16 protein-coding genes are annotated in these 19,913 nt (G+C 69.9%); 8 read left to right on the top strand and 8 right to left on the bottom strand.

Going from position 1 to position 19,913, the window contains the following annotated elements:
• Nucleotides 1-31 precede the first annotated feature (31 nt).
• From ACIBO2_RS45175 to ACIBO2_RS45165, 3 genes are read right to left on the bottom strand one after another with little or no spacing between them, the layout of a single operon-like run.
• Nucleotides 32-1,654, bottom strand: coding sequence for an ABC transporter permease (locus ACIBO2_RS45175; RefSeq protein ID WP_397304254.1), 1,623 nt, complete (start codon nt 1,652-1,654; stop codon nt 32-34).
• Nucleotides 1,651-2,544, bottom strand: coding sequence for an ABC transporter ATP-binding protein (locus tag ACIBO2_RS45170; protein ID WP_358532791.1), 894 nt, complete (start codon nt 2,542-2,544; stop codon nt 1,651-1,653). Before ACIBO2_RS45170 ends, ACIBO2_RS45175 begins: the two co-directional genes overlap by 4 nt.
• Before the next feature lie 34 nt (nt 2,545-2,578).
• Nucleotides 2,579-3,403 (bottom strand): oxidoreductase, encoded by an 825-nt coding sequence (locus ACIBO2_RS45165; RefSeq protein WP_397304253.1) that lies wholly within the window; start codon nt 3,401-3,403, stop codon nt 2,579-2,581.
• A 218-nt stretch (nt 3,404-3,621) separates the two neighbouring features.
• Here ACIBO2_RS45165 and ACIBO2_RS45160 point away from each other — a divergent pair, with 218 nt between their 5' ends.
• Nucleotides 3,622-4,332, top strand: a complete 711-nt coding sequence (locus tag ACIBO2_RS45160) for a helix-turn-helix domain-containing protein (protein WP_397304251.1) — start codon at nt 3,622-3,624, stop codon at nt 4,330-4,332.
• A 14-nt stretch (nt 4,333-4,346) separates the two neighbouring features.
• On the opposite strand, the gene ACIBO2_RS45155 is transcribed toward ACIBO2_RS45160, so the two are convergent.
• Entirely contained in the window at nt 4,347-4,661 is a 315-nt protein-coding gene (locus ACIBO2_RS45155; protein WP_358532783.1) for a sensory rhodopsin transducer, read from the bottom strand.
• Between the two features lie 141 nt (nt 4,662-4,802).
• Between ACIBO2_RS45155 and ACIBO2_RS45150 the strand changes: the two genes are divergently transcribed.
• Nucleotides 4,803-6,224: a hypothetical protein gene (locus ACIBO2_RS45150; RefSeq protein WP_397304250.1), complete on the top strand. Its 1,422-nt coding sequence runs from the start codon at nt 4,803-4,805 to the stop codon at nt 6,222-6,224.
• Here the strand turns inward: ACIBO2_RS45150 and ACIBO2_RS45145 are convergent, their stop codons facing one another.
• Entirely contained in the window at nt 6,225-7,574 is a 1,350-nt protein-coding gene (locus tag ACIBO2_RS45145) for an NB-ARC domain-containing protein (RefSeq protein WP_358532778.1), read from the bottom strand.
• A 251-nt stretch (nt 7,575-7,825) separates the two neighbouring features.
• Between ACIBO2_RS45145 and ACIBO2_RS45140 the strand changes: the two genes are divergently transcribed.
• The 4 genes from ACIBO2_RS45140 (at nt 7,826) to ACIBO2_RS45125 (ending at nt 15,372) form a co-directional block, all read left to right on the top strand.
• Entirely contained in the window at nt 7,826-11,401 is a 3,576-nt protein-coding gene (locus ACIBO2_RS45140; RefSeq protein ID WP_397304248.1) for a hypothetical protein, read from the top strand.
• A gap of 43 nt (nt 11,402-11,444) precedes the next feature.
• The gene (locus tag ACIBO2_RS45135; protein WP_397304247.1) at nt 11,445-12,095 is read left to right on the top strand and encodes a hypothetical protein; all 651 of its coding nucleotides are present in this window, start codon (nt 11,445-11,447) and stop codon (nt 12,093-12,095) included.
• Complete coding sequence (locus ACIBO2_RS45130) at nt 12,068-14,758, top strand: NACHT domain-containing protein (RefSeq protein ID WP_397304246.1); 2,691 nt, start codon at nt 12,068-12,070, stop codon at nt 14,756-14,758. Before ACIBO2_RS45135 ends, ACIBO2_RS45130 begins: the two co-directional genes overlap by 28 nt.
• A 146-nt stretch (nt 14,759-14,904) precedes the next feature.
• The gene (locus ACIBO2_RS45125) at nt 14,905-15,372 is read left to right on the top strand and encodes a hypothetical protein (protein WP_358532767.1); all 468 of its coding nucleotides are present in this window, start codon (nt 14,905-14,907) and stop codon (nt 15,370-15,372) included.
• Nucleotides 15,373-15,374: 2 nt separating this feature from the next.
• Here the strand turns inward: ACIBO2_RS45125 and ACIBO2_RS45120 are convergent, their stop codons facing one another.
• Both ACIBO2_RS45120 and ACIBO2_RS45115 read right to left on the bottom strand, forming a co-directional pair.
• Nucleotides 15,375-16,760, bottom strand: a complete 1,386-nt coding sequence (locus ACIBO2_RS45120; RefSeq protein ID WP_358532764.1) for a serine hydrolase domain-containing protein — start codon at nt 16,758-16,760, stop codon at nt 15,375-15,377.
• 6 nt (nt 16,761-16,766) lie between these two features.
• Entirely contained in the window at nt 16,767-17,015 is a 249-nt protein-coding gene (locus ACIBO2_RS45115; RefSeq protein ID WP_358532761.1) for a hypothetical protein, read from the bottom strand.
• A 236-nt stretch (nt 17,016-17,251) separates the two neighbouring features.
• On the opposite strand from ACIBO2_RS45115, the gene ACIBO2_RS45110 reads away from it, so the two are divergent.
• Together ACIBO2_RS45110 and ACIBO2_RS45105 are read left to right on the top strand one after the other, a co-directional pair.
• Entirely contained in the window at nt 17,252-18,175 is a 924-nt protein-coding gene (locus tag ACIBO2_RS45110; protein WP_397304245.1) for a helix-turn-helix domain-containing protein, read from the top strand.
• A 207-nt stretch (nt 18,176-18,382) separates the two neighbouring features.
• Complete coding sequence (locus ACIBO2_RS45105) at nt 18,383-18,793, top strand: hypothetical protein (protein ID WP_358532758.1); 411 nt, start codon at nt 18,383-18,385, stop codon at nt 18,791-18,793.
• A gap of 54 nt (nt 18,794-18,847) precedes the next feature.
• Here ACIBO2_RS45105 and ACIBO2_RS45100 read toward each other — a convergent pair whose 3' ends face one another.
• Nucleotides 18,848-19,774, bottom strand: a complete 927-nt coding sequence (locus ACIBO2_RS45100; RefSeq protein WP_397304244.1) for an RNA polymerase sigma-70 factor — start codon at nt 19,772-19,774, stop codon at nt 18,848-18,850.
• Nucleotides 19,775-19,913 lie beyond the last annotated feature (139 nt).

Below are 19,913 nucleotides of genomic sequence, written 5' to 3'. Positions count from 1 at the left end.
CGGCGCCCTGCGGCATCGATGCCTACGGCCCCTAGCCCGAGGCGAGATCGCGGCGGCGCAGGCCGTACAGGCCGAGGATCGTGAGCAGCGCGGCGAGCACGGTCAGCACCACCGTGGCCACCGGGGCGAAGGAGCCCAGCGGGTGCCAGGGCAGGTGGGACAGCACCGACGTGTTCACCAGCCACTCCGGCAGGTTCATGTAGGACCCCAGTACCTGCATGAACCCGCTGTAGACGAGCACCGCCCAGGCCGCGTTCACGGCCCGTGGGGCGAGCCCGAGCAGCGCGGCGGGGACGGCGAGCAGCACCAGCACCTCGGGGGCGCGGATGAGGCTCGCCCACGTGACCTCTCCCACGAGGCCGGCCTCGCCGGTCGACAGGGCGGCGCCGACGCCGAGCGCGGCGCCGTACACCACCGGCAGGACGACCGCGGCGAGCGCGGTGACCAGCAGGGACGACCAGTACCACGTCGATCTGCCGGTCGGCCCGGCCAGCACGGGAGCGATCCGCCCGCGCACCTCCTCCGACCGGAGCCGGAGGACCGACAGGACCACGAACACGCCGGTGTAGAGGGACCCGGTGAACACCATGAGGCTGATCCAGGCCCGCCCGAAGTCCGCACCGGAGAAGATGGGGAGGTCGGTTTCCGCCATTCCCCCGGTCATGGCGCCCAGGACGAGGCCGACGGCGAGGAACGCGGCTCCCCACGCGAGGATGGCCGCCTGCTGGAGCCGCAGCGCGAGCGTGAACGGCGAGCGCAGCCACGAAGGCGCCGACGCCCGGCCGGGACGCGGGGCCATCAAGGAGGCGCCGAGATCCCTGCGGCTCGCCAGCGAGTAGGCGCCCGCGACCAGCAGCCCGGCGAGCAGAACCGACAGGCCGAGCGGCCACCAGCGCTCGTCGGCCAGCACCCGGGTCTGCTGTGACCAGCCGATCGGCGACAGCCAGAACAGCGGACCGCCCTCCGGGCTCTGCAGCGCCCCCGCGCCGCGCAGCAGCCACGCCGTGAAGAGCACGATGCCCGCCAGCCCGTTGGCGCCTCGGGGATGCTCGGTGACCTGGGCGGTGACCGCGGTGACCCCGGCGAACAGCAGCCCGGTCGCGGCGAGCGAGGCGCCGAACAGCAGGGCGCTGCCGGCGGGGAACCCGATGCCGATCGTCGCGGCGGTGGTGAGGGCCGCGAGCACGACATTGCTGATCACGGCGACGACCAGCGCGGCGGTGAGCTGGGCGTGCCGGCCCACGACGGCCGCCCGGATGAGTTCGGCCCGGCCCGTCTGCTCCTCCGCCCGGGTGTGCCGGGTCATGAGCATCATGTTCATGATCGCGGCGGCCAGCAGGAACTCGACCCAGTAGGCGGCGAGGAAGTAGCTCTGCGTGGTGACCTCGCCGAACAGGGGCCCGCCGAGCACCCTCATGAAGGAGACGCGGATCATCTGCGACGCTTCGGCCAGGGCCTGGGGCGTCGGGACGACCGCGCTGACGGCGGCGTAGTAGAAGCGTGGGACGAGGGCCGTGATGGCGACCAGCCAGATGGTGAGCTTGATCCGATCGCGGCGCAGTGCCAGCCGTACCATCGCGCCGGTGCCGGTCAGGTGGCTGCTCGCCGCGCTCGATCCGGTACGGCCGCGCGCCCGCGTAACCGTGGTGGTCATGCCGCCTCCTTGTGCGCGTAGTGCCGGAGCATGAGCTCCTCAAGCGTTGGCGGGTGGCTGACCAGCGAGTCGATGCCGAAGGTGGTGAGGTGCCGGATGGCGGCGTCGAGGTGTTCGGCGTCCACGCCGAACCGCACGCTCCTGCCCTCGGTCTTCACGTTGTGGACCCCGGGCAGCCGGTCGAGGCCGGTCACGTCGGCGGCGGTCTCGGCCACGACCGTGGTCCGGGTCAGATGCCGCATCTGCGCCAGCGTCCCCGACTCCACCGCCTTTCCGTCGCGGATGATGGTGATCCGATCGGCGAGGGTTTCGACCTGGGCCAGGATGTGACTGGACAGCAGGATGGTCCGGCCGGCGGCTTTGGCCTCGGCGACGACCTGCTGGAACACCGCCTCCATCAGCGGGTCCAGCCCGCTCGTGGGCTCGTCGAGGATCAGCAGCTCCACGTCGGCGGCGAGAGCGGCGACGAGGGCGACCTTCTGGCGGTTGCCCTTGGAGTAGGTCCGGGTCTTCTTCTTCGGATCGAGTTCGAACCGCTCGATCAACCCGTTCCGGCGCTCGTTGTCGAGCCCGCCACGCAGCCGGCCGAGCACGTCGATGGCCTCGCCTCCGGTGAGGTTGGGCCACAGCTCCACGTCGCCCGGCACGTACGCCAGGCGCCGGTGTAACGCGACAGCGTCGGCCCAGGGGTCGCCGCCCAGCAGCCTGGCGCTGCCGGAGGTGGCTCGGATCAGGCCCAGCAGGATGCGGATGGTGGTGCTCTTCCCCGCCCCGTTCGGGCCGAGAAAGCCGTGCACCTCTCCGGTGCCCACGGTGAGGTCGAGCCCGTCGAGGGCGCGTGTCGGCCCGTAGGCCTTGACGAGCCCCGAAATGGCGATAGCAGGGGTCATGGGGTTTCTCCGAATTTCTGAGCCAGCGGCTCGATTACTTGAGCGAGCCGGTGACGCGCGCGTCGAATTCGCGGTCCGGGAGGGATCTGTTGAGCTGCAGGAAAGCCTCGGCCTGCCAGCCCACGACGTAGCGGGTTTCCGGCCGGGCCGACTCGACGGCCTGCCGGATCGTCGTCGCGACCACCCCGGGGTCCGAGGCCGGGCTGTCCACGCCTGCCCGCGGCTCGGCCGCCTGTGCCATGGCCTCGGCCATCCGCCGGTAGGCGCCGGTCCCGGAGATCTCCCGCAGTTGCCGCGCGGTCCCGGCCTCGAAGTCGGTCTTGATGATGCCCGGCTGGACGACCACGACGTCGATGCCGAACTGTCCGACCTCCATGCGCAGGGTGTCGGAGAATGCCTCCAGGGCGTGCTTGGAGGCGTAGTACCAGGCGCCGAGCGGAAGGGCGATCTCACCGCCGATCGAGGAGACGTTGACGATCGTCCCCGAGCCCCGCGCGCGCATGTGCGGGAGGACGAGCTGGGTCAGCCGGGCCGGCCCGAACACGTTGACCTCGAACTCGTCTCGCGCCATCGCCATCGGCGTGTCCTCGACCGCGCCGTGGACGACGGCTCCCGCGTTGTTGACCAGGACGTCGATCCGCTCGTGCGCGTCCAGGACGGTACGGACGACCCGCTGGAGGTCTTCCTCCTTGGTCACGTCCATCGGCAGGGCGTGACCGCCCGCTTCGCGGATCGCCTCCATCTGGTGCGCTCGGCGCGCCCCGCCGTACACGACGTGGCCGCCGCGCAGGAGTTCGAGTGCGGTGGCGTGGCCGATGCCGGATGAGGCGCCGGTTACGAGGCATATCTTGGCAGCCATTGTCGGTCCCCTCCACGTGAACGGTCATCGTTCACATATGAGGAAAGCTACGGATGCGTTCGCGGATTCGGCAAGTTAAGAATGTCGTTTTCGCAGGTCAGAATGGCGCAATTGGCGAAACGACGGTGCTGGCAAATGCAACAACTCCGTGCTGTATGTCGCGATCGATCGGGCCCCGGCCGCATACTTGGGCGGGCGCGACAAGCGGAGGAGGGCGCATGCCAGGAGGCCACCTCACGTACGAGGACCGTCGCAAGATCGCTGAGGGGCTGGTGGAAGGACTCACCTACGCGGAGATCGCCCGTCGTCTGGGACGACCGAGATCGACCATCGGCCGCGAGATCGCCCGCAACGGAGGCCCGCACGGCTACCGTGCGGCTCGGGCCCAGCAGGCGACCGGACGGCGTGCCCACCGCCGGCCGCACTCGCCGCTGAATACTCCGGCCACCGCGGATATCAGCGGGCGTGACCCCCGGGCCGTACAGGAATTCGAGCGGAAACTCGCCGGGGCGATGTCAGGGATCCCGCCGATGGCGGCCAAGGTGATGGTCTGCCTGTTCACCAGCGACAGCGGCGACATGACCGTCGTCGACCTGGTCGAGCGGCTGCGGGTCAGCCCCGCGTCGATCTCCAAGGGGATCGGCTGGCTTGAGGAGGTGGGGCTGGTCAAACGCGAGCGTGACAATCGGCGTGACCGGTACAGCATCGACGTCGACGTCTGGTATCGGGCCTGGTTGGTGGGCATCCGGTCGATGACGCTGTGGGCCGACACCGTCCAGGAGGGCGTCGACGTTCTCGGCGTCCAGACCCCGGCCGGCTCCCGGCTCCTGATGGCAAGCCGGTTCTTCCAAGTCCTCAGCAACGACATGAACCAGGCGGCCGAACATTACCGGCAGATCTTCTCCGGCGCCGGGGACGTCAAGGACTGAACCGCTATGGGAGGTCAGGCGGCCGATCGGCGTACGCCGGGGTGCGCATGGGTGAGTTGCACGATCACCGGCATGTCCGAGACGACCGCGACCGCGTAGGGGGTGCCGGGGGACAGGGCATCGGCAGCCGCCAGGTCTTCCAGGCTCAGGTCGCTGGTGCGCTGCGCGGGCACCGTCGCGCGGTAGGGGCCGAGCGGCTCCTCGCCCGTCGCGCAGAACGTGAGCTCGACGTGGGCGTTCTTGGGGCTGACATTGAACAGGCAGAGCCGGTCGCCCCTGACGCACCCGTCGGTGATCGCCATCTTCCAGTTTCCCACCAATGTGCTCATTTGCGACTCCTGTCCTCTCCTGCGACATTCGTCCAGCTACCCCGACAAGAGCGGATATATCGGATTAAGAGCCGGTGAATGGGGCCGGCGAGCGTCCGCGAGCGTATTGTCGGGGATCATCGGCGGTGTGAAGATCGGGGAATGGCCCCTTCAAAAGCCGTTCTCTCCGCGCTCGCCGTCGCCACTTCCGCATTGCTGATCAGCGGAAACGCCGAAGCGGCCGCGGATGTGCCGTTACCTTCGGCGATCTTCCGCGCCACGCACAACAGCTACTCGGGCAACGTCAGCGGCGCCAAGAACTCGATCGCCTACCAACTCGACCACGGTATTCGCTTCCTCGAACTCGACATCCACGACAACGGTTACGCCACCTCGCACGACTACTCCGTCGGCCACGACTCTCCCGGCAACCAGGTCGACCACAACGGAAACCCCGCCTCGAACCTCCTGCGCGACTGGCTCGGCGTGATCAACACCTGGTCCGCCCAGCACCCCACCGCCGCACCGATCGTCGTCGCGCTCGACATCAAGGACGACCTGACCGACAACACCTCGTACGCCGCCGGCAACCTGGCCGCACTCAACCAGGAGCTCACCTCCGTCTTCGCCTCGCGGCTGTTCTGGGCCAAGGATTACCCGGCGAGCCCGCCGTCGGTGGACACGCTGCGCGGCCGGGTGCTCCCCGTGATCTCCGGCGACGGCACGACCCGCGCCCAGTACAAACGCGACGTCGGCTACCACCCGGCCGTCGCGATCAACGGTCGCGGCCAGGTCGTGGAGGTGCACGACTCGGGCGCGGGCGCGCTCTGGTACTGGAGCGGCACGTACGGCGCCGACGGCCGCGTGACCTGGTTACGCCACGGCAAGTACGACAACGGCGTCACCCCGTCCATCGCGCTGAACGACAACGGCGACCTGGTCGAGGTCCACCAGTCCCAGACCGCGACCACCCTCTGGTACCGCGTCGGCCGCCTCGACGCCAGCGGCGAGATCACCTGGTCGGCCAGCCACCAGTACGACAACGGCGTCCTGCCGACGGTCAGGTTCACCGACGCGGCGGGCACCCAGCTACGCGAGATCCACCGCAGCCAGAGCAACAGCCAGAACTGGGACTGGGACGGCGTGCTCAACGCGTCCGCGGCGACGGTCTCCTGGAGCGGCAACGCCAAGACCTCCGACGCCCGCTACGACGCGACCACCTCGACCAGCGGCTCGTCGCGCGTGCACGTGTGGACCGGCGCCGACGGCCCGACCCCGGCCCAGACCCTGCGCCTGGACACCGACAGGGTCGCCGGCGAGCGCATCCGCTACCAGCAGACCGCCTTCGACGAGTTCCAGAAGGGCGACAGCGCGGAGCTCCAGCAGGGCGCGCTGTTCTACGCGGCGACCGCAGGCGAGTCCTCGTTCATCACCGCGGCCCGGCAGGCGGGACGGCTCGTGCGCGGCTGGGACTTCGACTCCGAAGACGACGCCACCGACCCACTGGCCAACTATCCGGCGTCCAACCACCCGTACGACACCTGGTACCAGGACCTCCTCACCCGCTCAGGCGCCGTCGAGTAGTCAAGCGGAATTGGCCCGCGCGGCCTCACACGGCGTTCGGCGAAGCAGGGCCGAGACGTGGTCGCGCACCAGATCATGGAAGCGGTACCGGCAGGGTGCGGGCTCCTGCAAGAGGTGGACGTCCAGCAGCTGGTCCAGCTGCCGCCTCGCCCGCACCACTGTCGTGTGCTGCACGGCCGCGGCCTCGTCGACCCCGAACTCGGTACCGGCCTGTGACCCCAGCACCCGGTACACGCGTCGCTGATCCTCGGAAAGCCGCTGATAGGACAGATCCAGAGCGGCGGTGACGCTGTGCCGCCCGGTCGTCAGCTCGGACAGCCGATCGTCGTTCAACCGGTCGAGCAGATGCCGCACGCTCCACGTCGGACGTGCCCGCAGCCGGACGGCGGCGATGCGGATGGCGAGCGGGAGCCGCCCACACCGCTCCACGGTCTCCGTCAGCACGCCCGCCGGCGCGTCCGCGACATGCTCCCGCCCGACCATGCGGGTGAACAGGGCGACCGCCTCCTCCAGCGGCAGGACGTCCAACGACAAGGTTCGAGTGTCGTCCAGGCCGATCAGCCGGCGGCGGCTGGTGACGATCAGCAGGCAGCCCGGTCCGGCGGGCAGCAGCGGGCGGACCTGGTCCTCGTCGGCGGCGTTGTCCAGCACGATCAGGACTTCGCGGTCGGCCACGACACTGCGATACAGCGCCGCGCGATCATCGATATGCCCGGGTATGCGGTCATCGGGGATGCCAAGCGCGCGGAGCATGCGGGCGAGCGCGTCACGCGGATCGACGGGGGTCATTTCCCGGGTATGTCCGTGAAGGTTCACGAACAGCTGGCCGTCGGGAAACCGAGAGCTGAGCAGGTGGGCGGCATGAACGGCCAGCGCTGTCTTTCCGACGCCGGCCATGCCGTCAATGGCGATGACCGTCGCGGTGTTCGCATTCTGATAATCCGACAAAGCCGTCAGTTCATGCTTTCGGCCAACAAACGCCGCAACATCGGCCGGTAGTTGTCGCGGAACGGTCACCGGCGCCCGGCCGCTCTCTTCCGGATCAACGCACTCAGGGGAAGCCGACGGGCCGCGAGCGACGACGGCCAGCATCGCGCGCTCCTCGCTGTCCAGCTCCAGCGCCTCCGCCAGCAGCAGGATCGAGGTGATGCGCGGCTGCTGGAGCACGTTGTGCTCCAACCGGCGGACGGTCCGAACGTTGAGGCCGGTACGTTGGGCCAGCTGCTCCTGGGTCAGCAACGCCCGCCCCCGCCATCGGCGCAGCAGCGCCCCCAAGGACAACCCGGCCTCGGGACACCGTATGACCTCCGTCGGTAGGGAAGTGGTCAACCGAACGTGATTGCCGTTCATCGATTTGTGCTCCTATCCAGGGAGCCGCCCCGTTTTCTCGCGCCGCCCCTGGTCGGCGAGATCCCCAAGTACATCGAAAGCGCTTTCCAGCTGTTCACGCCACTGTTGGACGAAAGCGAACGGAATCGGACGGCTTTGGGACGGATGAGACGATCGCGACCTGCGGTTATCTCTCGGGCTCGGTCGCGACCGATGTCTTGCGGTTTGAATGCAATTGATGAGCATCGCCGCAATTAGCCAGAATGAAGGCCATGAGCGACGGGGACGAGGGCGGCGACCGCCAAGCCCAGGTGCTGTCACCGTCCGACGACGGGGGCGAGGTATGCCCCTACCAAGGACTTGTGCCGTTCGAGAGGGAGAAGACCGAGTTCTTCTTCGGCCGCGCGCGGGCCACGCACAGCCTCGTCGACCGCCTGGGCGCGCGCCTGGACGGGCACGGGACCGTCCTGCTGGTCTCGGGTGCCTCGGGAGTGGGCAAGTCGTCGCTGTTGCGGGCGGGGCTGCTACCGGCACTGGCTCAGGAGATGCTGCCGGGCTCGCCGCATTGGCCGCGCCTGCTCATCACGCCGACCTCGACGCCGCTGCGGGCGCTCGCCGAAGAGTGGGCGAAGGCGTTCGGCGAGTACGTCGAAACGGTGTACGAGCAGCTGCGCGACGATCCAGGACGGATGGCGCCTCTCCCGGCGGACGGCCGTCTCATCCTGGTGGTCGATCAGTTCGAGGAACTGTTCACCCTGGTGAGCGACGAGCAGGAGCGCCAGGCGTTCGTCAGGGTGCTGCACGCCTTGGCCGAAGGCCCGCGGGGCGCCGGAGTGATCGTCGGCGTACGCGCGGACTACTGGGACCGCTGTGCGGCCTATCCGCAGTTGGCCGAGGCCATCCAGGACGGCCAGGTCATCGTCGAGCCGATGTCGGAGTCGGACCTCCGGCTGGCCATCACCGGTCCCGCGGCCGCCGTGGGCCTGGAGATCGAACCCGGTCTGGTGGAGACCATCCTCGGCGAGTTACGCGTCGACCAGGCCGCGGGGGACGGCTACGAGGCCGGCGCCCTGCCCCTGCTCTCGCAGGCGCTGCGCAACACCTGGGAGAGACGTGAGCACGGCCGGCTGACCGTCCGGGGGTATGAGGAGTCCGGCCGGGTCCGCGACTCCGTACAGCGCACGGCCGACGAGATCCTCGACCGGCTGTCGGCGGAGGACCGCAAGACCGCCCTCAGACTCTTCCGCCGCATGACACTGATCACCGCGGGCGGGCGGGTGGCCCGGCGCAGGGCGACGCTGACCGAGATCCACGCCGCCGCGTCGGCACTGTCGGCGGATCGGCGCGGTCAGGTGACGGCGCTGCTGTCCGCGTTCGCCGACCAGCGCCTGCTCACCCTGTACGAGGACGCCGTCGAGATCGCCCATGACGCGCTCCTGATCGCCTGGCCGACCCTGCGCCAGTGGCTCGAACCCGACTTCACCGCGCAGACGGTGTACGACAGCCTCATCGACGACGCCGCCCAATGGCGCGAACACCACCGCGACCCCGCCTTCCTCTACCGGGGCGCCCGGCTACTGGCGGTTCAGGACAGCCGGCACCGCTGGGACCGCGACCCTGACAGCTTTCCGCCCCCCGGCCCGGCCGCCGAGGGTTTCGTCGCGGCATCGACACGGGCGGCACGACGTACCGGCCGCCGTCGCCGGCTGGTCATGGCCGGTCTCGCGACGCTGTCGGTCCTCGCTCTCATCGCGGCCGGCGCCGCCGTCAACGCCGCGAACGAGGCCGATACGCAACGCGGGGGGGCGCTCTCCCGCCAGATAGCGGCGCAGAGCGAGATCACCGGAGACGTCCCCCTGTCCTCGCTGCTGGCCGTGGCGGCGTGGCGGATCGCCGACACCGACGAGGCCGGCAACCGCGTGCTGGTCGCGGCGACGCGTACCGGCCGGGGGACCCTCACCGGGCACACGAGAGGCGTCACGGACCTGGTGTTCAGCCCCGACGGTTCGTTCATCGTGACCGGAAGCGACGACGGCACCGCGCGGTTCTGGGACGTGGCGAGGCGGCGGCAGCTCGGCGCCCCGATCACCCGCCCGAAGTACGAGTGCTCAGCCGTCAAGCTGGCCCTGAGCCCCGACGGGCGTACGCTGGCCACGGCGTGTCTCGGCACCGTCCGGTTCTACGACGTGGCCACCCGTCGCGACCTGGGCGCCCCGCTGGATCCCGGGGAGGTCGTGTCGGCGCTCGCGTACAACCCGGACGGGAAGACCCTCGTGACCGGCGACTTCAGTGGCGTCGTCCGGCAGTGGGACGCGACCACGCACCGTCCGCACGGGACTCCCCTGGGCCGCGCCGACAACGGACCGGACCTCGCGTCCATCATCAGGGCGGTGGCGTTCAGCCCGGACGGAAAGACGCTGGCCGTCGCGAGCAAGAAGAGCGCACAGCTCTGGGACATCGCCAGCTCCCGCCGGCTCGGCGCCCCGCTCGCCGGGCACACCGACACCATCACCAATCTCGCCTTCAGCCCGGACAGCACGACCCTCGCGACCGTGAGCTGGGACCACACCGCTCGGCTGTGGAACGTGGCCACGCGGAAGCAGACAGGTGTGTTCAGCGACCGCCGCACCGCTTTCAACGCGATCGCCTTCAGCCCGGACGGCACCCGGCTCGCCACCGCCGGAGACACCGGCCGCACCGTCCTGTGGGACACGGCAAGCCGCCAGCAGCTGACCGCGCTCGCCGACAATGGCATGGGTGTCGAGCGCGTGGCGTTCAGCCCGGACGGGAAGCTCCTCGCCGCCGCCAGCGACGACGGCGTCGTACGGCTGGCCGACCCCCAGATCCACTTGCAGGTCGGGACCTCGATGCCCGCACAGGCCGCCGTCGCGCTGAGCCCAGACGGACGGATCCTGGCCACCGGCGTGGCCGACCAGCTGGACCCCGCGATCCAGCTGTGGGACGTGGCCACCCAGCGTCGCCTCGGCCCGCCGCTGCGTCCCCGGGGCGCGCGCCGTTCCGTGTACATGATCGAATTCACCCGCGACGGGCGGACGCTCCTGACGTCCAGCTCGGACGGCCTGCGGCTCTGGGACGTCGCGAGCCGCCGCGAGCTCGCCCATGAGGCGACGCTCAAGGGCTTGGCCAGGCTCAGCCCCGACGGTAGGTACATCGCCGTCCAGCAGGACAAGGCCGTCGCGTTCTGGGACGTCGCGAGCCGCCGGGAGACCGGGCCGCGCATCAGCGTCCCCGACCACACCGACGTCCTCACGGCGATGGCGATCAGCCCCGACGGCTCGACCCTGGCGACCACGGGCTACGACAACCAGGTGCGGCTCTTCGACGTGGCCACCCGCCGCCCGATCGGGGGCTCGCCGCCCGCGGCCAACGGCGGGTTCGTCAACGACCTGGCGTTCAGCCCCGACGGGCGGACGCTGGCACTCACGGCCGCCGACTCCAGCGTCCGGTTCTGGGACGTGGCGCGGCACCGCACGCTCGGCATCGCCCTGATCGCCGAGGACGGCGCGATCAACACCTTCGCCTTCAGCCCGGACGGGCAGGTCCTCGCCACCGGCTCCGCCGACGTGGTGCGGTTGTGGGACGTGCGGAGCCACCGGCAGCTGAGCACCCCGCTGGTCGGCCATACCCGCGGCGTGACGGCGATCGCCTACAGCCGGGACGGGACGGCCATCGCCACGGTGGCCGGTGACGGGACCGCGCGGCTGTGGAACGTCCGCCTGCCCGCAGACCCGGTGGCCGCGGCGTGCGCCAACGCTGGCCGCACCCTCACCCGCGACGAATGGGCGAGCTACGTACCGGGGGAGGCATATCGGCAGACATGTCCATGACCCAGGGGAACCCCACTGGAATCCATCACGAGAGAGAGCGAGCATGTTCCTGCGAGGCTTCCGGCGACGGACGGGTAAGCCCGTCCCGGAACTGGCCACGTTGTTCCGCTCGATCGTCGCAGAAGGCCGGGACTTCCACCCGATGGCGTCCGACTTCCTGGAACACTTCATGGACGGCGCCGGTGCCTCCAGGACGATGTCGCTGCGCTGGCTGCGCTCGTTCAAAGTGATCAAGAAGGCCGAGCGCAAGAACCAGAACCGGTTCGAGCGGCAGCTCGTACGAGAGGCGAAAGTGTTGCGCGACGGCGCGTCGACCTGGCTGCACGACTACTGGGACGCCCGGATCAACGCGTTCATCGGCACGGAGCTCTTCTACGTCAGCCGGATGAGTCTGCTGCGCTCACAGGGCTCGTTCGTCCTGACCCGGGCCGGGCTGGAGGTGCGGATGTCGGGCACGGTCCGCCACCACTGGTTCGATCCCTATGACTGGGACCGCGGCCGATGGGTCTACATCCCCCGGCACGGGTTCGTGCCCATCGCGGTCGGCCGGGAGCTGGTGGAGTCCGACGAGGCGCGCGACTTCCTGATGGAGTCACGGCATGTCCAGACATTGGCGGGCACCTACCTGGACGGCCGATGGCCCCGGCGCGGCAGCACGAGGTTCGAGTGGTCGCTGGTGAGGACGAAGCACTGATGGCCGCCGACCACCCCCGTCCACCCGACCCCACCGAGGCCGGCAGCGCCGCGGACTTCGTCCGGTCGCTGGTCCGGCTCAAACGGTGGGCGGGCGAGCCGTCGCTGAGCAGGCTGCGCTCTCTCGGCGGCCAGACGGTGACCTCGGACGGAACCACGATCGACGCGTTGCCCAAGAGCACGACCTCGCACGTTCTCCGGCAGACCGACAGGCTGCCGCGGTGGGACTTCGTCAAGGCGTTCGTCACCGCCTGCTTCCGTTACTGCGACTATCCGGCCGAGCTGATCCCCGGCGAGCTCGAACGCTGGCGGGTGGCCAGAACCGCTTTGGCCGGGCCGGTCCCCCGTACACCGCCCGCCTCGGACGTGGAGCGGCGGACGCCGCCGACGGTGGACCCGGCGGAGGCGATGGCGGCGGAGGTGTCCGCGGCGGTCGCGGCGGAGGCGATGGCGGCGGAGGCGTTCGCGATGGTCGCGGCGGAGGCGGTCGCGGCGGTCTCGGTGGGCGGCGCGGTCCAGATCGCGGCGACCGACGCGGAGACCACCGACCGTCCCGGGCGCGACCACGCCGCCGAGCTCCTGGCGCGGCGAGTGGCCCGGGAGGAGGACAGGGCACGTAAGGGGCTGCTCGGCGGCTACACCATCGCACCGGTCTCCTTCGGGCCGTACGAGGACCCGATCCACCTGGACGACGCCGGCGGCGAGATGAAGGACGGCCCGCGGTCGATCGGCCGCTTCTTCACCGACCTGCACCCCCGGCGCCTGCTGATCGTGGGCGAGTCGGGAGCGGGCAAGACGGTGCTCGCCATAGAGCTGGTGCTGCAACTGCTGGAGCCCTTCCTGACCGGCGGCGAACGACCCGGCCACCCGCAGATGGTCCCGGTACGCCTGGACGCCGCCCGATGGACCTTGGGCAGCCCGTTCGAGCCATGGCTGGCCGAACAGCTGGCGCACGACTTCGGGCTCCCGGCCAAGGACGCGGAGCGGCTGGTACGGGACCGCCAGGTGCTGCCGGTGCTGGACGGGCTCGACGAGCTGGACCCCGAGCCGTCCATGGGCCCGCCGCGCCGGGCGATCGGCCTGCTGACCGAGCTCAACCGGTACAGCGACCTCTCCGGCCGGCGGCCGGGCGCGGTCGTGGTGACCTGCCGGGCCGCCCGCCACACCGAGCTGTCCCTGGTCCGCGCCGGGCTCGACAACGCCACCCGGATCCATCTGTACGACCTGACCATCGAGCAGATCAACGCCTACCTGCGCACCCGCTGGCCGGACGGCCATCCCTGCGACATCCACCGCGACGGCCTGCACGCCGCGCTGTCCGGACCATCCGGGAGGGCCGTGCACGCCGCCCTGGCCACGCCGTGGCGCCTGTTGCTGACCGTGACCGCGGTGGAGTCCGGCGCCGATCCGGACGAACTGCTCCGCGTCGACCAGGACCCTGACACGCGTTCGGCGGCGGCACGGATCGCCCGCAGGCTGCTCGGCGCGTACGTCCCGGCGGCGACCGCACTGGCGCCCCGCGCCGCCCACGGCACCCCCTACCGTCCTGAACAGGTGCGGTCCTGGCTGGAGAACCTGGCCACCCACCTGCGGTGGCAGGCCGCCCGCACCACTGAGACGGATCGACCGCCGCCCGGCATGACGCCGATCGACATCGTGCCGCACCTGCTGTGGCCGATCGGCGGCCAGCGCCGGGTACGGGCGGTGCACTGCCTGTGCTGTGTGATCTTCGCTGTGGTCGCCATGCTGGCGTTCTGGGCGGGGTCGGCGGTCGACCGGCCCGGTGACCCGCGCGACTGGCTTGGAGAAGGGCTCACCCTGTCGCTCATGGCGGGCTGGGTGGTCATCGCCACCGGCCTGTCGATGTCGCAGTGGCCGACCGCCGCCGGTGGGCGGGCCAACGTCCCCCGGCGGCGACGCGTGATCGGCGGCCTGTTCGGCGCACTGGCGGGCGGGCCGGTCGGTGCGCTCTGCGGCCTGACCGGGCTCGTGCTGACCGAAGGCAGGGTCTTCGGTCCCGTGTTCGCCATCGCGGCGGGGGCGGCCGGGGGCGCGGTGTTCGGCGCGGTCATCGGAGTGACCGCCGCCGCCCGGCAGGGCGAGCGCATGACCATATCCGAGGCGATCCGCGCCGAGCCGGTCACCCTGCTGGGCTTCGGACTGTGCGGCGCTCTGACCGGCCTGCCGCCGCTGCGCCTGGCAGGAGCCGGTCCGGTGGCACTGACCGCGGAGATCATCGGGGCCTTCGCCCTGGCCTTCGCGCTCGGGGTGCTCTTCAAGATCACCACGGGCGGCTGGAGCGAGGACGCGGAGCTGGCCCACCCGCGAGAGGCCCTCCACCGCAACCCGATGATCGGAGTGGCCTTCGGGCTCACCGGGGGTGTCGCGGCCTTCCTCGTGTTCGTCATGAACCAGGGCATCGTCCAGTCACTGGCCTGCGCGCTCGTCGGTGGGGTGACCTTCGGCCTCGCCTTCGGCGCGGTCGCCTGGTCCCGCACCATGATCGGCTTGATCATCGCGGCCGCGCGCGGGGTGCTGCCGTTGCGGCTGTGGACCTTCCTCGACTGGGCCTGCGAGGCACGGCTGCTGCGCGTCAGCGGCGCCACCTACCAATTCCGGCACCGCGAACTCCAAGACTTCCTGACCCCGCCCGAGCCTGACTGATCCAGCCTTCGTACGTCGGATCCAGCCTTCGTACGTCGGACCCGTCCGAGACCGACTGGCCCGTCAGAGGCCGGCGCGACGTAGGGTCCAGGACAGCAGCCACTTCACGGCCGACCGCGTCGGTCCTGGCGGAGATGGGAGCCTTCATGACCGTCACTCCGGCGCAGCTGCGCGCCCTCGCGAGTCGCGCCGAGGCGCTCACCGCGGAGGTACGCGCGCTCTGCGGCACCGCCCTGAACGGATCGCCGGAACGCGAGCACCTGGCTGGAGCTTGGCAGGCCGCGGACCAGCTGGCCCGAGGCGCCGAGGATCTCCAGCAGGCGGCCGCGGACCTGGCCAGGCTCCAGGACCAGCCGTGCGGCCTGCCGTGGGGCGTCTGCCCCGAGCACGGCAACACCCTGTCCGCCGGCGGGGGCGTCTCCACGTGCCGGGTGTGCCGTCGCTCCTGGACCGGTGACCTGCTCGGCCAGCCGTGCCGGGAGCCGAGGACGTGGAAGGTGATCGACCGGGCCGGGACGGAGACGAGGATGTGCGACGGGCACGTTCTCGGCGCCCGCGCCGCCGCCGCGGGCGCCACCTTCATCCGTCTCGACGAGGCGGCCGCGCAGATGTGACGCTATTGCCGGGCTCGTGGATTCACTCGGCAATTGGTGTGGAGATACTGGGCGGCGCCATTCTGGAAGTCGTAGATCGCGACGGTCTGGGTGTCTTCCAGGGGATCGTCGGAAGGCATCAAGAAATGCGTGTCACTTACCGGCAGCAGCTTGTACGTGAGGCGTTCTGGTTTGCCGAGGAAGCTCGCCTCCATGGGGTTCAGGGCGAAAGTGAGCGAGAGCTTTCCGTCCTCGGCCGCGACCTCGTAGTGGGTGCCGAGCCGCCCGTACGTGCCCTCGTACCTGGACAGGTCGAGGTTCAGAGAAGGGTCGGGTTTCGGCAGGTCCGGGATCGTGACGGCGCCGAGCTCGGCCAGGATGACGTTGAACACCTTCTTGTAGAAGCTGTCTCGCGGCCCCACGTTGGCCAGCATCGAGATGGCGATATTCGAGTCCGGAAGAATCCGCAGCCGGGCGTTCTGGCCGACAGTGCTGCCGTCGTGGGCGTAGACGGTCTCGCCGTGCCAGTCGCACACGATGAGCCCGAGGGCCCACTCCGGGCCGTACATATAGGGGTCGGGAATGGGGACGCGAGATTCCATCATCTCGCGGATGATCTCGGGTGCGGCGATGCGGGTGCCGTTCGGCGCCTTTCCCTCGTTGAGGAAGACGTGCGCCATTGTGAGCACTTCCCGCGCCGTCGAGTTCACGTTGCCGCCGGGTCCGAAGGAACGCGGCAGATGCTCCACCGGTGAAACGATGGGGCCCTCGTCGACGGACCGGATGATGTGGCCCGTCGCGGCCCGGCCCGGGGCCACCTGCTCGTGCCAGCTGGTCGTGGAGGTCAATCCCAGAGGGTCGAAGAGACGATCCCGCATGATGTCGTCCCACTTCTTCCCGTCGATCACCTCCATGACGCGGGCGAGGATCGCGTAACCCAGGGCCGCGCTGTAGCCATGGGTATATCCGAGGGGATGAACCTGGGGGGCCTCGGCGATGTTGGCGACCATGCGCTCATATACGTCGTCGTCCTCGCCGGGGTCGCCGAAGTCCTCCTCGATGCCGTTCGTGTGGTTCAGGAGATGGCGGGGCGTGACTTCGGCGCTCACCTCCGGGTCGGCGACCCGGAAATCACGAAGGTAGGTCCGCACCGGCTCGTCCAGGCCGACTTTTCCCTCATCGACGAGCTGCATGAAAGCGAGAGCGGTCCATGTCTTGGACAGGGAACCGCACTGGTAAATGGTGTCGGTCGTCGCGGGCTCTCGCGTCGACAGCTCCTTGACGCCCAAGGCGAGGTCGGTGATCTCCCCGTCTTGGAGAATGCCGATCGCGACGCTCGGGACCTGATATTCGGCGAGAAGCTCGGCCGTTCGAGCCTTGATCCGCGTTATGTCCAGCCCTTTCGCCATGGGGACCTACTTCGGGAGGCCGACCGCGTTGGCGGCGTCGGCCTCGAAGTATTCGGTGGTGGCGAAGGAGCCGGCGTACTCCTCGAAGAAGCCCCTAACGCCGTCGATCGAGTCGTGCACGATGACGTTCACCGCCTTGGTCCCGTCGGTGCTCGACACCGCCAGGGTCCACTTCGCCCCCTTGGGCAGCTTGCCGTGCGCCTTCTTCAGTGAGCCCCAGAATCTGTCCTGGTCAGAGACCGTGGATACCGCCATCACATGCATGCTCGTGTCCTCTCGCGAATGTTTCCGAATGAACAAAGGCTACGTTGCATTCGATTTTCGGTCAACGCTTGGCGAAATCGATAATCGCATTGACCAGCACATATGAGTGACAATCGTTGCAACAGCCTTGTGAGGAAATGCAATATCGACCTGGCTCGCCGTTGCAATGTCCTGTCGATGAAAGCACACTGGACCCCCGCGGACCGTTCACGACAGGAGAGGCGCCGATGCCCGGAGGCAGGCTGACCCATCAGGACCGCCGGCGGATCGCGAGCTGGCTGGCCGAAGGGCTGGGCTACGCCGAGATCGCCAGACGGCTCGGCAGGCCGACCTCCACGATCAGCCGCGAGGTGGCGCGCAATGGCACGTCCGGCGACTACCTGCCGGACCGCGCCCAGCAGGTCGCCGCGCGGCGCGCCCGCCGAGCCAGGCCGGGCCAGGCGGCGGAGCCGCCCGAGGGGCAGCCGACCGAGGCGGCGCGCGGCTTCGTGGATCAGTTCGCGGCCCTGCTGGCCGCGATCGGCGTGCCGCGGATGGCCGCCCGGGTGTTCGTCTGTCTGCTCACCTCCGACGGTGGGAGCCTGACGGCCGCCGAGCTCGTACGCCTGCTGCAGGTCAGCCCGGCATCGGTGTCCAAGGCCATCGGCTACCTGGAGACCATGGACCTGGTCGGGCGCGAACCGGATCCCGGCGGGCGGCGCGAGCGCTACGTCATCGACGACGACACCTGGCTCCGGGCGTGGCGAACCGACACCGGAGCGCACGCCGAACTCGCGCGGGCCGCGCAGCGCGGCGTCGCCCTCTTCGGCGCCGACTCACCCGCCGGGACCCGGCTGGGCCAGATGGGCCAGTTCTTCGACTGGCTCAGTGGCGAGATGAGCGGCAGCCGCCTGACCGACACCGTCATGGGCGATGCGCTGACGGTGCTCGCCGCGCTGGTGCACGCCGCCCGGCCGCTCCCCGTCGATGGACTGGTCAGGGCGTTGGGGCTGCCTGTGGACCGGGTCGCCGACGCCCTGGCCGCGATCGAGGAGCACCCGGCCGTCGCCGACCCGCTCACGCTGCTGCGCACGGAGCCCGGCACATACACCGTCACCACCAGATCGGACCGCCTGAGCCCGGCGCAACGCGCGGCACTCGCGCCCAGCTGAGCAAGCCCGCCATGCGGCAGGGGGCGGTGGGCGGCCGCTGCGAAGCGTGACGGCCAGTAGATCATCTTTACCGTGTCGCGACGTCACTCTCTGTGTCGGAAAACTACAGTGAGTGCTGGCTTCGGACCGGCCGGAAGATCATCGTCTGGCCCGATGAGACAGCCCTGTGCCCCTACTGTCAGTCCCTTTCTCGAAAAGAGAACCAGCATGCCGCGCATCAAGAAGACCGCTATGGCCGCTGCCGTGACCCTGACCTCCTGTATCGGCGCGCTCGGCGCCTTCGCCGTCCCGGCGCTGGCCGATCTCGGCGGTGCCTCCGGTCCGGGTGTCCGCGCCGCCGCCATCGTCAACGCCAACGGCTTCGTCGTCCGCTCCAAGGGCGTCACCGGGGTCCGTAAGATCGCCACCGGCCAGTACTGCATCCGGCTTGACGCCGACATCAACGCCGCCAACACCGTCCCGGTCGCCACCACCCAGTGGACGGGCTCGCCCTGGGACTCCAGCATCTTCGTCCGCCCCGACGGCAACATCGTCTGCGGGGACTCCCGCGACATCTTCGTCGGCACCGGCAGCGCGTCCGGCGCCCGCGACACCGGCTTCCACGTGATCATCCCCTGACCGAAACCGTCCTAGATCGGCCGACCGGTTCGCCGCCTGGGCGAACCGGTCCCCTTACGGTGGGGCGGACACAGCGGTGATCTTGGCCGGGTTCATCATCCACAGAACCTGGTCGATGCCCTGCTCCGAGGCGTTGACCGTGAGGACGGCGAACACCTCTCCGTCGCGGCTCAGCAGCGCGGCGCTCTGCCCGTTCGTGCTCGCGTACGCCACGTCGACCCCGGTCCAGAAGTGGCTCGCGAACGCCCTGTGGAACTTCGCCACCCGCGACGCCCCCACCACCGGAAAGCGGGAGGCGCGCACGGCGCCGCCGCCGTCGGAGTAGGTGATCACGTCCAGGGCGAAAAGCTCTTCCAGCGCCGTCAGGTCGCCAAGGCGGGCGGCGGCGACGAATGCCGTCAGCAGCTTGCGTTGTTCGGCTTTGGCCACGGGTGTACGTCGTTCGACGAGCACATGCTTGCGCGCCCTGCTGACCAGCTGCCGTACGGCCGGCTCGTTGAGCCGGATGATGTCGGCGATCTGCCGGTACGGATAGTCGAAGGCCTCCCGCAGCACGTACGCCGCCCGTTCGGTGGGCGTGAGCCGCTCCAGGAGCAGCAGCACCGCGAGCTCCAGGGCCTCACCGCGCTCGGCACCGAGGTGCGGATCGGCGCTGGTGTCGACGGGTTCGGGCAGCCACGGGCCGACGTAGGTCTCCCGGCGGGCGCGCGCGGACCGGGCGGCATTGAGGGCCAGCCGAGTGATCGTCGTCGCCAGGAAAGCGGCCGGATTGTCCACCGTGGCGCGGTCGTACGCCTGCCAGCGCAGCCAGACGTCCTGCACCAGATCCTCGGCTTCGGTGGCGCTCCCCAGCATCCGGTACGCGATCCCGAACAGGCGAGGTCGCACGCCGCCGAAGACCACCGCGGCCTGCTCGAGATCCTCCGGATCGCCCGATTCGGTGTCCGCCACTCCCATCGCCCCCGCCGAGACCTTTCGCACCGGGATGTATTTCCACCGACCGTACTCTGCGATCCACCTGGCCTGAGGAACCACCCCACGGTAATCGAGTCCTTTGCCGGTCGGCGTGGGCGAGAAGAGACGGGGAGGGGAAGGAGGGCCCTGGGAAAGATTTCGCCGG

This window comes from Nonomuraea sp. NPDC050022 (assembly GCF_044460705.1).
Classification (GTDB): domain Bacteria; phylum Actinomycetota; class Actinomycetes; order Streptosporangiales; family Streptosporangiaceae; genus Nonomuraea.
The sequence above is the reverse complement of the archived record's forward strand: the minus strand, read 5'-3'. Positions and strand labels throughout refer to the sequence as shown.